This is a genomic window from Paenibacillus pasadenensis (assembly GCF_002864175.1).
GTDB classification, from domain to species: domain Bacteria; phylum Bacillota; class Bacilli; order Paenibacillales; family Paenibacillaceae; genus Paenibacillus_O; species Paenibacillus_O pasadenensis.
Window position 1 is genome coordinate 562,884 of sequence record NZ_NFEZ01000001.1, and the last position, 12,033, is coordinate 574,916.

12 protein-coding genes and 1 riboswitch are annotated in these 12,033 nt (G+C 62.7%); of the genes, 9 read left to right on the forward strand and 3 right to left on the reverse strand.

The genetic code is table 11. The features are described from left to right. Positions 1-78 precede the first annotated feature (78 nt). The 4 genes from B8V81_RS02470 (at position 79) to trxA (ending at position 3,756) form a co-directional block, all read left to right on the forward strand. Positions 79-1,401 (forward strand): ABC transporter substrate-binding protein, encoded by a 1,323-nt coding sequence (locus B8V81_RS02470; RefSeq protein ID WP_028598942.1) that lies wholly within the window; start codon positions 79-81, stop codon positions 1,399-1,401. Positions 1,402-2,029: 628 nt separating this feature from the next. Next, positions 2,030-2,809 (forward strand): aldo/keto reductase, encoded by a 780-nt coding sequence (locus tag B8V81_RS02475; RefSeq protein WP_052333269.1) that lies wholly within the window; start codon positions 2,030-2,032, stop codon positions 2,807-2,809. A 142-nt stretch (positions 2,810-2,951) separates the two neighbouring features. Beyond that, positions 2,952-3,377 carry an RrF2 family transcriptional regulator gene (locus B8V81_RS02480; RefSeq protein ID WP_028598945.1) on the forward strand — a complete coding sequence of 142 codons (426 nt, stop codon included), beginning with the start codon at positions 2,952-2,954 and terminating at the stop codon, positions 3,375-3,377. Between the two features lie 67 nt (positions 3,378-3,444). After that, on the forward strand, positions 3,445-3,756 hold the full coding sequence (gene trxA / locus B8V81_RS02485; RefSeq protein WP_028598946.1) for a thioredoxin: 312 nt from the start codon (positions 3,445-3,447) through the stop codon (positions 3,754-3,756). A gap of 166 nt (positions 3,757-3,922) precedes the next feature. On the opposite strand, the gene B8V81_RS02490 is transcribed toward trxA, so the two are convergent. Continuing rightward, positions 3,923-4,456, reverse strand: a complete 534-nt coding sequence (locus B8V81_RS02490; protein ID WP_101807612.1) for a DoxX family membrane protein — start codon at positions 4,454-4,456, stop codon at positions 3,923-3,925. 281 nt (positions 4,457-4,737) lie between these two features. Then, positions 4,738-6,081: a 5'-deoxyadenosine deaminase gene (locus B8V81_RS02495; RefSeq protein WP_043111314.1), complete on the reverse strand. Its 1,344-nt coding sequence runs from the start codon at positions 6,079-6,081 to the stop codon at positions 4,738-4,740. Between the two features lie 44 nt (positions 6,082-6,125). Then, positions 6,126-6,224: riboswitch (purine riboswitch) on the reverse strand. Between the two features lie 166 nt (positions 6,225-6,390). Here B8V81_RS02495 and B8V81_RS25090 point away from each other — a divergent pair. The 3 genes from B8V81_RS25090 (at position 6,391) to B8V81_RS02505 (ending at position 9,403) form a co-directional block, all read left to right on the forward strand. Continuing rightward, positions 6,391-6,552: a hypothetical protein gene (locus tag B8V81_RS25090; protein WP_153784460.1), complete on the forward strand. Its 162-nt coding sequence runs from the start codon at positions 6,391-6,393 to the stop codon at positions 6,550-6,552. A 167-nt stretch (positions 6,553-6,719) separates the two neighbouring features. Beyond that, positions 6,720-7,985 (forward strand): stalk domain-containing protein, encoded by a 1,266-nt coding sequence (locus B8V81_RS02500; RefSeq protein ID WP_028598948.1) that lies wholly within the window; start codon positions 6,720-6,722, stop codon positions 7,983-7,985. 158 nt (positions 7,986-8,143) lie between these two features. Further along, positions 8,144-9,403, forward strand: coding sequence for a molybdopterin-dependent oxidoreductase (locus B8V81_RS02505; RefSeq protein ID WP_101807700.1), 1,260 nt, complete (start codon positions 8,144-8,146; stop codon positions 9,401-9,403). Between the two features lie 58 nt (positions 9,404-9,461). Here B8V81_RS02505 and B8V81_RS02510 read toward each other — a convergent pair whose 3' ends face one another. Further along, the gene (locus B8V81_RS02510) at positions 9,462-10,199 is read right to left on the reverse strand and encodes a YHYH domain-containing protein (RefSeq protein ID WP_101807613.1); all 738 of its coding nucleotides are present in this window, start codon (positions 10,197-10,199) and stop codon (positions 9,462-9,464) included. A gap of 409 nt (positions 10,200-10,608) precedes the next feature. Here B8V81_RS02510 and B8V81_RS02515 point away from each other — a divergent pair, with 409 nt between their 5' ends. Then, on the forward strand, positions 10,609-11,622 hold the full coding sequence (locus B8V81_RS02515; RefSeq protein WP_028598950.1) for a DUF6612 family protein: 1,014 nt from the start codon (positions 10,609-10,611) through the stop codon (positions 11,620-11,622). 110 nt (positions 11,623-11,732) lie between these two features. Then, a complete protein-coding gene (locus B8V81_RS02520) occupies positions 11,733-11,954 on the forward strand; it encodes a WYL domain-containing protein (protein WP_028598951.1) in 222 nt (73 codons plus the stop codon). The last annotated feature ends 79 nt before the right edge of the window (positions 11,955-12,033 follow it).

The following is a 12,033-nucleotide window of genomic DNA, read 5'->3' on the forward strand; positions in this document are numbered from 1 at the left end:
AGGCGGTACAATGGACTTGTAAGCGATAACAACATAGCGAACCGATGACCAATCCTTACGACTCAGGGGGAAAACGAGATGAAAAAACCGCTTCTGGTTACGATGACGGCAGTCCTGTCCCTGTCCATGCTGGCCGCTTGCGGCAGCAACAACAACGAGGGCAATGCGAATACGGCGGGCAATACGTCCGGCAGCGCGAATACGGCCGCGAACGAAGGCGGCTCCGGCGGCGAGGCGAAGCTGAGCGGCACAATCAAGATGCTGACGCACCGCACGGACTACATCAACGACGGCACGATGGAGCGCTACCTGAAGAAATTCCAGGAGAAGTATCCGGACGCGAAGGTCGAGTTCGAAGGACTGACCAACTACGCGACCGACATCAAGACGCGCCTGACGACGGGCGAGACGGGCGACGTGCTCATGATTCCGAGCGGCATGCCGGCCTCCGACCTGCCGAAGTACTTCGAGCCGCTGCCGGACAGCATGTTCGACGACGTCTACTTCGCCGACAACTCGGCGTTCGAGGGCAAGCGCTACGGCATCACGACCGGCGTCAACACGCAGGGCATCGTCTACAACAAAAAGGCGTTCGAAAAAGCCGGCATCGCCAAGGCGCCGACGACGCTTGACGAGCTGTATGACGCCGCCAAGAAGCTGAAGGAAGCCGGCATCATCCCGCTGTACATGAACTTCGGCGCGCAGTGGCCGATGGGCTCGTGGGGCGACGGCTCGGCGTTCTACGTGGCCGGCGACGCCGACCTGACGACCAAGATGGCCGCCGATCCGGCGCCGTTCCAGGAGGGCAACGCCTGGGGCATCCTGGCCAAGATCGGCCGCGACTTCATCAAGAACGGCTGGGTCGAGAAGGATCTGTACACGAACAACTGGGAAATGTCCAAAGGCGAGATCGCTTCCGGCAAGGCGGCGATGTACTTCCTCGGCAACTGGGTCATCCCGCAGGTCATCGGCGCCGGCGCGGCGTCCGAGGACATCGGCTTCGTGCCGTTCCCGTATGACAACAGCGGCAAGCTGAACGCTCCGCTCGGCGGCGACTACATGATGGGCGTGAGCGCGAACAGCAAGAACAAGGAGCTGGCGATCGCCTGGACGGACTTCTTCGTCAAGGAATCCGGCTACGTGGCCGACTCCGGCTTCATGCCGATCCTCAAGTCGGAGAAGGCGGAATCGCCGCAGCTGGCCGAGTTCCAAGCCGCGAACCCGACCTTCATCGAAGGGCTGCCGAACAATGACAAGTTCGCTGAGATCGCCAACAAGGCGCAGATCGGCATCGGCACGGGCAACTACATCCAAGATCTGCTCCTGTCCAAGGACCTGAAGGCTGGCCTGGATGAGCTGAACAAGAAATGGGCGAAAGCGAAGACGGATCTCGGGTATTAAGAGCTCCGAAAGAACGGAACCAAAAAGCAAGCAGCGGACCGCGCGGTCCGCTGCTTTTTCGTTCGAATTGATCCGCTTGCGTCCGCTGCGAAGACGACGCTTTGTCGTTCGCATCGTCAGTTCTGCCCACGGCTAAATCGCAGCAGGATGCTTGATCGAGCAGCAGGGGGGTTTACAAAGTTGTATACGGTTGAAAGAAGTTGTGTATAATAAAGGTAACTTAAACGAAGAGAGAGCGCGCCAACGCTCTCTCCGTGCACAAACTTGGATGGAAATCCTCCAGTAACTGCCTTGCCAGAGAATAACCCGTTAACCAGGCGCTAACTTGGACGGGTTATTTTCGTTTTAAGTAGGTGAGCAGAGCGAGGAGAAACATCCCCAGCATGGTCACTTCCTGAAGCGAAAATGTCATAGGCATCACCTCCCGACTGGAGGCTACCTTTTCCGTCCAAGCGTTGTGCTTCCAGCCAGATGACTGATGCCGCCGAGTTTGTTTGATTCCGCCCTCCGGTGGTAAAATATAGAGGCGATAAACGGCAGTGAAAACAAAGCGCAAGGAGGCGTTCTCATCGTGACGGTACGACTTCAAGGGCTTGGCGATACGGTCGAGCTGCACAACGGCGTGCGGATGCCGAGGCTCGGCCTCGGCGTCTGGAAGGTGACGGAGGAGGGCCAGGTCGAGCAGGCGATCCGGGACGCGGTCAAGGCCGGCTACCGCAGCATCGATACGGCCAAGGCTTACGGCAACGAGGAAGGCGTCGGACGGGCGATCCGCGAGTGCGGGGTGCCGCGCGAGGAGCTGTTCATCACGACGAAGGTGTGGAACAGCGATCAAGGCTACGAGAGCACGCTGCAGGCGTTCCAGGACAGCCTGGACAAGCTGGGCCTCGACACGCTCGACCTATACCTGATCCACTGGCCGGTCAAGGGCAAGTACAAGGACACCTGGCGCGCGCTGGAGCAGCTGTACAAGGACGGCAAGGTGCGCGCGATCGGCGTCTGCAACTTCCACGTCCATCATCTCGAGGATCTGCTCCAGGACGCCGAGATCAAGCCGATGGTCAATCAGGTCGAGTACCATCCGCTGCTGACCCAGGTCGAGCTGCGCCAGTACTGCCAGGACCAGGGCATCGTGCTGGAGGCGTGGAGCCCGCTCATGCAGGGCAATCTCGACGTGCCGCAGATTCAGGAGCTGGCCGCCAAGCACGGCAAGACGCCGGCGCAGATCGTGCTGCGCTGGGATCTGCAGAACGGCGTCGTCACCATTCCGAAGTCGACGCATGAGAAGCGCATCCGCGAAAACGCCGATGTGTTCGACTTCGAGCTGTCCCACGAGGACATGGCGCTGCTCGACGGGCTCGATCAGGGCAAGCGCTTCGGCCCGGACCCGGACAACTTCAATTTCTAGAACGGCCGATGAGCAGCGAGCCGGGGCGGGATCGAGGAGTAGCCGCGGCCCCCGGCGAGCATGCTAACGGAAAGGGAGGGCCTATTGACAGCCTCAACTGTAACTGGTATTATTACAGTACGAAACGGGGTGGCCGTCTCGCATGAACAGTGAATTCACGATTGCCGTCCACAGCCTCGTCTATCTGGCTTACGTCCCGGAGCGCAGCGCCTCGAGCGAGGCGATCGCCGAGAACGTCTGCACCAATCCGGCGAGGGTCCGCAAGGTGATGGGCTACCTGAAGCGCTGCGGCTACGTGGCGACGAGGGAGGGCTCCGGCGGAGGCTACCGCTTGACGGCGGAGCCGTCGCAAGTGACGCTCAACGACATTTACCAGGCGATCGCGCGCGGCTCGCTCATGCCGAACTGGTGCTCGGGCGATCCCGATTGCGAATGCCTCGTCGGCTCCAACATGCAGGAGGTCATGAACGGCATCTTCTGCGGAGCGGAGCAGCGGCTGGAGAGTTACTTCCAGGGGCTGACGATCGCCGGGGTGCTGGAGCGGATCCATCGCTGCGAAACCTGCTGAGGCTTGGTGAAAGCTGCTGTGGGCGGAGAACCGACTTTATTTTTTCAAATCGAAAGGATGATCGAACATGGCAGTAGCCCTGACGAAAGAAACCTTCAACGAGAGCGTACAGAACGGCGTCGCGCTGGTCGACTTCTGGGCCCCTTGGTGCGGACCTTGCAAAATGCAGCTTCCGATCGTGGAGGAGCTGAGCACGGAGCTGGAAGGAAAGGCGACGATCGCCAAAATCAACGTCGACGAGCAGCCTGAGCTCGCTTCCCAGTTCGGCGTCATGAGCATCCCGACGCTGATCCTGTTCAAGGACGGCCAGCCGGTCGACAAGATGGTCGGCGTGCAGAGCAAGGACGCCCTGAAAAACAAGATCCAAGGCCAGCTGTAAGCATAGCCTGATCGGGCGGATGCATGCCGCTGTGCGACGGCTCCAGCCGAGCTCGGCGGACGGAAGCTCCGCCTGCGATACATCAAGCCCCCGCGGCACGCCTTGAGGCGACCGCGGGGGCTTTTTCGGCTTTTGTCCTAACCCGAGGGCGATACATGCGCCGCGATCAAGGCGCAGGGCCTGACGCTGCGGCGGCCTCCGAGCGGGATTTGCCGGGGCGCAGCGCGGCGAGCCTTGGAAGGACGAGCGCGTCGAGTCCGAAGCGCCCGGCGTTGCGTCCGCCCGTGACGAGCAGGAAGCCGATCAGGATCAGCCATGGGTTGAGGCTGAGCGCGCCGGCGAACAGGAACGAGAAGTTCATGACGAGGCCGAAAAACGCCCCCGCCGTCGTGAACAGGCCGAGCAGCAGCGACAGGCCGACGAGCAGCTCCCCCCAGCTGACGAGCAGGCTGAACAGCCCGAGCTGCGGCGATACGAAGTGTTCCAGGAACGAGACATAGGTCGGATAAAGCGCCTCGTTCGTGCCGCTGCGCAGGACGGGATTGGCGATCGCATGCTGCACGAAGCCGCCGGCGCTGAACGCTTCGTCCCCGGTCAGCTTGCCCCAGCCGGAGCGCGTCCAGTTCCATCCTGCGTACAAGCGAAGCAGCAGCAGCGCGGCTGCTGCCGCCAGGTTGGTTCTCCACCATCGAAATGCCATGAATAGTCCCCTTTCATGATGCGGCTGGCGAGCCGCGTCCATTTCGGCCTTTGAAGGCCGTCACTTCCGAATCCTCACCTCCATGGGCTTCATCGTATCATCGAGGCGCATGGGGAAAGGACGGGGAAAAAGCTCGGATTTCGGGTGCAATTTTATTCATATCGAAGAAGATGAGTGCGAGAAATGTCGAAATTGACTTCATGTATCGCGATATTCGGTCGCGCATGCACAAAAAGGCCCGCCGGAAGGGGCGGGCCTTGTCGTTCCGTTACTCGGTTCCGCTAAGCCTGGATCGGACTGCGCTTCAGCAGCCGCTTGATCGCGCGGTCGGCCTCATGCAGGGTGACGTCCTTATCGACGGTGAGCATGACGCCGCGATCCATGACGATGCGGCCGTCGACGATCGTCGTCTCTACGTCGGCCCGGGTCGCCGAGTAGACGATGCGCGAGATCGGATCGACGTCGAACGAAGGAAACGTATGGAACTGGTTCAGGTTGAGGATCGCCAGATCGGCCTTTTTGCCGACCTCGAGGCTGCCGATCTCGTCCGCCATGCCGACGGCGCGCGCGCCGCCGATCGTCGCCATGCGGAACACGCTGCGCGCGTCCATCGCCGTCGGGCCGTGGCGCGGCTTGTGGATGAGGGCGGCGAGGCGCATCTCGTTGAACATGTCGAGGTTGTTGTTGCACGGAGCGCCGTCGGCGCCGAGGCTGACGCTGATGCTCGTGTCGATCATCTCCGGCACGTCCGCGAAGCCGGAGGCGAGCTTCATGTTGGAGCCCGGACAGTGGCTCACATGCACGCCGCGCTCGCGGATGATGCGCTTCTCGTTGTCGTCGAGCCAGATGCAGTGCGCCAGGATGAGGCGGTCCGTCGCGAGTCCGATGTGGTCGAGATAGGCGATGTTGCGCATGCCGGTCATCTGCTCGACGAGCTCGATCTCGCCCTGGTTCTCCGAGGCGTGCGTATGCACGTTGACCTGATACTGGTCCGACAGGCGGGCGACCTCGCGCAGCAGCTCGTCGGTGCAGCTGATGACGAAGCGCGGCGAAAAGGCGTAGCGGATGCGGCCGTTGTCGTGGCCATGCCATTTTTCGAGCAGGTCGACGCTCTCCTGCAGCGACGCTTCCGTCTCCTCCTGCAGCGGCAGCGGGATGTCGGCGCCCTTGCGGTCCATCATCACCTTGCCGGAGAGGGCGCGGATGCCGCTCTTCGCGATCGCCTGGAACGCCGAGTCCGTATGATGGACCGTCTCCATGTCGACGATCGTCGTCGTGCCGCTCTGCAGCAGCTCGCCGAGCCCCAGCATCGCCGAATAGTAGATGGATTCCTCGTCATGCGCCGCCTCGAGCGGCCAGATGCGCTTGCGCAGCCAGTCGAGCAGCTCGAGGTCGTCGCCTTTGCCGCGGAACAGCGTCTGGCACAGATGGATGTGCGTCTGGATGAAGCCGGGGATGACGACGCGGCCGCTCGCGTCGATGACGCGGTCCGCCTGGGACGGATCGAGGCTCGGACCGATCGCCGCGATGCGGTCGCCCTGGATGAGCAGGTCGCCGTGCATAATCTCCTCGGTGCGGTTCATCGTCACGATCTGAGCGTTCTGAATTAGGATCGTTGGGGACATAGCAGCTACCACTCCTTGGTCAAAAAAAATAGCCGCGAAAAATACGCCGAGGGCCTATTTTTCGTAGCTAGAAATTTACGGTTTCCGGTAGAGACCCTGAGCCCCATTGCTCAGGATATACGAAAGGATGCGCATTTATGCGGTTGTGGAACCAGAATACTTCATCGGCCGCTGGACTGTCAAGGGAGTGTGAGGTAAGCTGACGCCGCTCCGCGGCCGCTCGCCGATCTTTTTCCAGCTTCATGAACGGCCGATCCGGTTAAAGACGATCAACAACCAAAATCGACTCCAGACAGGGGGAATCGCTCCATGCCGTTTCTGGCCGTTCTGCTCATTCTCGTCGGACTGTTCTTCGGCATCGGCGGGCTGTTCGACTTGTTCGTCGGCACGCTGAAGCTCGTCTTTTATGTCATCGCGATCCTGTTCCTCGGCGGCGGCATCATGATGCTGCTGCGCAAAATCCGCAACTGATCCCGGGCCGTCCCCTGCAGCGGGACGGGCGGACAGAGAGCTTTCTTCGCCGCATGAGACGGCGAGGGAGGCTTTTTTTCGTTTCCAGGACGATCCAATCTATCCATCTCTAAATCCGCGATGATAGAATAGGAGGGAAGATGGTAGACGAGAGGAGCCGATCCTAGATGAATAGCAAGAGACAAGCCGCTTGGGCGGCGAAGCTGGGCCTCGCGGCCCTGCTGCTGGCCGCTCCCGGCGTCGCCGGAGCCGCCGCGGCGTCGGCCGCGCCGCCGGCTGCTGCCGCGGAGTTCCAGCTGGTGGCGCTGGGAGATTCCATTACGGCCGGATTCGAGCCGAACGTCGATTATGCGAAGCAGCAGCCGTACGGCTATGCGGACCGCCTGTACGAGCAGTCGCTGCTTCACGGCCGCGCTTCGTTGGCCAACTACGGCCTGGTCGGCTTGAAGTCCGAAGGGCTGAAAGCGTTCGCCCAAGCGGTGGCCGCAGGCCAGCCGATCGCCGGAGAGGCGATTCAGAGCGGGCTGCCGGACTATCGCGCGGACGAGTTCGGACAGAAGGCGTCCGAGATCCGGGCCGAGCTGGCCGGCGCCGACGCGGTCGCGGTGACGATCGGCGGCAACGACGTCTCCTCGCTGCTGAACGATGCCGCCTCGATGACGGATGAGGCGCTCGAGGCCAAGGTCGCCGAGCTGCTGGGACAGTACAGCCTCAACGTCTCGGCTTCGATCGACGCGCTGCTGTCGGTCAACCCGTCGCTGCGCCTCTACATCGCGGATCAATACCAGCCGGTGCCGATGCTGGCGGGCAAGGATCTGTACGCCAAGCTGAACAAGGCGACGGCCGCGTTCACGGCCAACCTCGACGCGCTGGCCGCCGGCTACAAGGCCAAGGGCGCGAATGTGACGGCGGTGCATGTCGCGGACGACTTCGCCGGCCGCGAAGGCATGCTTACGCATATGGTGTCCGCGCGCGACTTCCATCCGACGCAGGCGGGCTACGCCGTCATCGCCGGGGAGTTCGGCCGCGCGGTGTGGGGCTCCTATACGGAGCTTGCCGCTCCGGCAGCCGGCTCGCCGATGAGCATCTACGTCTCCGGCAAGGCGCTGAACACGCCGTACAAGCCGGTGCTCAAGCAAAGCGTCAACTATGTCGCCATCCAGGACATCGTGAACGCCGTCGGCGCGACGACGGCATGGGATGCCAAGACGTCGACCGCCAACATCAAGTACGGCTCCCGCACGGTCGGCGTGAAGATCGGATCGCCGACGGTGACCGTGGACGGCGCGCCGGTCAAGGTAAGCTCTCCGGCCTACATGCAGAAGGTCGGCGCCGAAGGCAAGACCTATGTGCCGCTGGCGACCGTCGCCCAGGGACTCGGCTTCTCGGTCGTCTACAGCCCGAAGCTGAAGACGGTGTTCATCAATCCTTAAGCGGCGGATCGCCATGATCGCCGGAACGTGAAGTCCGCCCCGCTTTTCCTGGCTGAAGGAGAGGAGGGGCGGACTTTTTGGCCGTCCTGATCCGATTCATGCCGTCCGTCGTTGTCCATCAGGAAGAGAAGCTTGCCGAAAGAAAGGGGTGCAGCAAAATGCGCGGACGCGTAAAGGGGATGCTCGCGGCATGGCGACGGCGGCATGGGCGGAAGCTCGCCTGGCTCCATTCGTGGAACGGCTGGCTCGTGCTGCTGCTCGCGCTGTCGGGCTTGATGCTGCTTGGAGGCTGGTGGAGGGGCGTGCTCGGCGAGGGCCGGGTCTGGCTCAAGGGAGCCCATATCGGACTTGGACTCGCGCTGCTGCTGCCGATCACCGGCTACATCCTGCTGCTGCCGAAGCACTGGAGGCAGCTGCGCGGCAAGCCGGGGCAGCGGGCCAACGTCGCGCTCGTGCTGGCGCTGCTCGCCGGCTGGATCGGATCCGGCCTCGCGCTGTGGGCGCATCGCCTGCTCGGTCCGGGCTGGGCCAATCCCGCCCTGCTCGTCCATGACGCGCTCACCTGGATCGGCCTGCCGTACATCGCGTACCATTCCATCACGCGGCTCAAGTGGCTCAAGGAGCCGGCCCGCCGCACGGTGAAGCCGCCCGAGAGCAGCTCGGCCGGCCGCGGCGGGCTGCATCCGGCCGCCGCGCCATCGCCGCTGCTGACCCGGCGGGCCTTCCTGCGCGCGGCGATCGGCGCGGGACTGGCCGTCGCCGCAGGGCCGTCGTTCCTGCAATGGGCCGGCCGCGCGCTCGGCTCCATGGGCGGCAGCTCGGCGGGCGAGCTTGCCCGGCAAGACGGCAATCGGCTGCTGCCGGCGCCGGAGCCGCAGCCGGGCTCGATTCCTTTGCCCGGAGGCGGGGCGAAGGGGACTTTCCGCGTCTATACCGTGACGCCGCTGCCGACGTTCACCAACGCGGACTGGTCGTTCCGCATCGACGGCCTCGTCGACCGGCCGGAGAGCTGGACATGGGAGCAGTTCGTGCGGCTGCCGCGCGACGTGCAGGTCAGCGACTTCCACTGCGTGACGGGCTGGTCGGTCTACTCCAACACCTGGGAAGGCATCCCGCTGCGGAGGCTGCTGGAGCAGGCGGGCGTGCGGAGCGGAGCGCGGACGGTGAAGCTCTACTCCGGCGACGGCGTCTACACCGACTCGCTGACGCTGGAGCAGGCGATGGAGGAGGACGTGCTCGTCGCCGTGCTGCATGACGGACAGGCGATCCCGAGCCCGCTCGGCGGCCCCGTGCGGCTCGTCGTGCCGCGCATGTACGCCTACAAGTCGGTCAAATGGCTGAGCCGGATCGAGCTCATCTCCGGCGAGCATACCGGCTACTGGGAGGAGCGCGGCTACAGCAAGGACGCCTGGGTGTGAAAAAAGCCTTCCCGAAGGGAAGGCTCGATGCGCGAAGAATGAGGGCTCTTCGAGGAGGTCAGCGCTTCGTGGAAAGCTCGATGCTCCGGCTGTCCGCGGAAACAATGGATGCCCCGGCCATGCCGGCTGCGTAACGCAGGGGAACGTAATAAGCCCCTTCGATTTGAATGGCCTTGAATCCGGAGAACCCCGCGCTTCCGTTGATTTTCCGCGTTTGCGCTTCAATCTCGAACGCGGTCTTCTTCTGCTTGACGACAGACACTTTGGTCTTGGCGACGTCGAGGCTGAACCCGAAGAGGCGGGAGAAGTCCCTCAGCGAAATATAATTCGTCTGCTGGAGGCTGACGATGCCTTTGTCCAGGGCGGCGAGTTTTTCGTCTACATAAAGCGAAAGGGAGGTCTCTTCATATTTGGCGCCGCTGTCCGTCGATTTCCGGCAGTCCCAAATCCGTTCATAGTACCGATACTGCGACGAGCTTCCGGTCAGCACATCGCTTACTTTCGTGCAATGAGCCTGAGGCTTGGCTTCATTCGCGATTACGCTCCGGACCGTCGTGGACTTTTTGGAGGATGCCGCGGTCGAAGAGGATGTGGACTCGCTGGACGAACTGCTGGACGACCCGCCGCCGTTATGATAGTGATAGCCGGTGCACAAGCCCTTTCGGATCGATTTCTCGGAGCAGTTGTGCCCTCCGCTGCTGTCGGTTCTCCCGGAGTGAGCGGAAGCGGACAACGGCAGGGACAACAGGGAGAGGAGCAGGATGATCACGACCGCCGGCCGATGGAGCTTTTTCATATCAAGACCCCTTTTCTATCGTTTTCAACTCCATCATAGATGATCCATCCTAAATATGGAATGCATAGAAAAACAGCGGCTCTCCGGTCTGGAGCCGCCGCTGTTTCATCGCTTGCGCCGAGGCGGACGGACGGGGGAATCCTCAGTCCGTCTGCTTCTTTTTCTTGCCGGTGAAGTTGGTCACGGACTTGACGTCCTCCACGACATCGTTGACGAATTCCATACTTTGGTTCTTTGCATGCATGGAGGCCGTTCCTTTATAGTTACCTTGATGAGTCTTGTTCTCCATCGCTGTTCACCTCCCCTGCCGGTAGTATGGTTCGGCGGGAGGGCGAAGATGCAGGCGCGGCCGCACGGCCCGTTGCCGGACAGGCTTGGAGCAGGCTTCATCAGGAAAGGAGAGTGCAGCATGAATCCGACCCCGATTCCATTCCGCAAGGAACAACCACATACCGCGTCGGCCGCTCGCCCAGAGGCGGGTCCGCTGCGCCGGACCGCGCTCGCCGCCGGGCTGCTCGCCCTGCTGCTCGCGGCAGGCTGCTCGAACGCAGGCGGAGACGGAGCGGCCACGCCGCAGCCGGCCACGCCGAAGCAAGCCGCCTCGGCGCCCGCCGAGGAAGGCGCGCCGAGCGCCGAGCAGGTGCTCGGCCGCGCCGCAGAGACGATGGCGGACACGAAGAGCCTCGAGCTGTCCATGGAGCTCAAGCAGGACATGGAGACGGACGGCCAGACGACGTCCATGTCGATGACCAACGAGGGGCGCATCATCGTGCAGCCGCTCGCCCTCATGCAGAAGACGGTGAACGACTACATGGGCGAGTCGTCGACGCTCGATTCCTACCTGACCGACAGCGGCTATTATATGTACGATTATTCCAACGAAGCGTGGAGCCGCATGCTGGCGGACGAGGTGCCCAAGATCAAGGCGACGCTGTCCGATTTCCAGATCGCCCCGGCCAAGGAGATCGAGAAGATCGCCGAGCATGCCGCCGCGTTCCGCAGCGGACTCGAGAACGGCGAGCAGGTGCTCGTCTACGCGGGCAGCGGCAGCGACGAGGCGGCCGAGGCGCTCGTGCGCGACCTGCTGCGCAGCACGATGGGACTCGACGACATGGAGGCGCGCGTGCGGGATTCCATCCAAGTGAACGCGCTCGATTACCGCCTCCGCTTCGACGAGGCGACGGGACGGCTGACCCGGCTGGAAGCGACGGCCGACGTCTCGATCGAGTACGATCCGGGCAACCCTTCCCGGCTGAGCCAGACGTTCACGCTCGGCTACAGCGGCTGGAACGAGGCCGAGCCGGTCGTCGTGCCGGATGAAGCCAAAGACGCGCCCGAGGTGATGCCGGCCGACCAAGGACTGCTGGACGCTCTCGGCGAGGATGGACTGGAGGAGCTGGAAGGGCTGCAGGAGCAGCCGTAAGGCCAGGCGAGGCCGCCAGAAATTCCCTTTGCATAAGAACGTACATTCGGGTATATAATCAATATACGAATGTATGTTCTTTTTTTCGATCGCGAAGGGAGCGGCCCGCAATGAATCTGCGCAAATGGATCGGACGCGACGTGGAATTGATCTATGCCGACGCGGACGGACGGCTGACGCGCCGCCTCGTGAGGCTGGCGCGGGTGGAGGCCGACTACGTCTACGGCTTCGACCGGGAGAAGCGTCTCCCGCGCACGTTCCGGCTGGACGGCATCCTCGCGGCGCAGCCGGCGGACGGCCCCGGCGGCCGGGCCGGGAGGCGGCTCGGCTGAGCGCTTTCCTTTATCATTACGCCCGCGTCATGTATAATGGCACCTAGATGATTCAGAGAATGTGAAGGAGTTGTTCCCA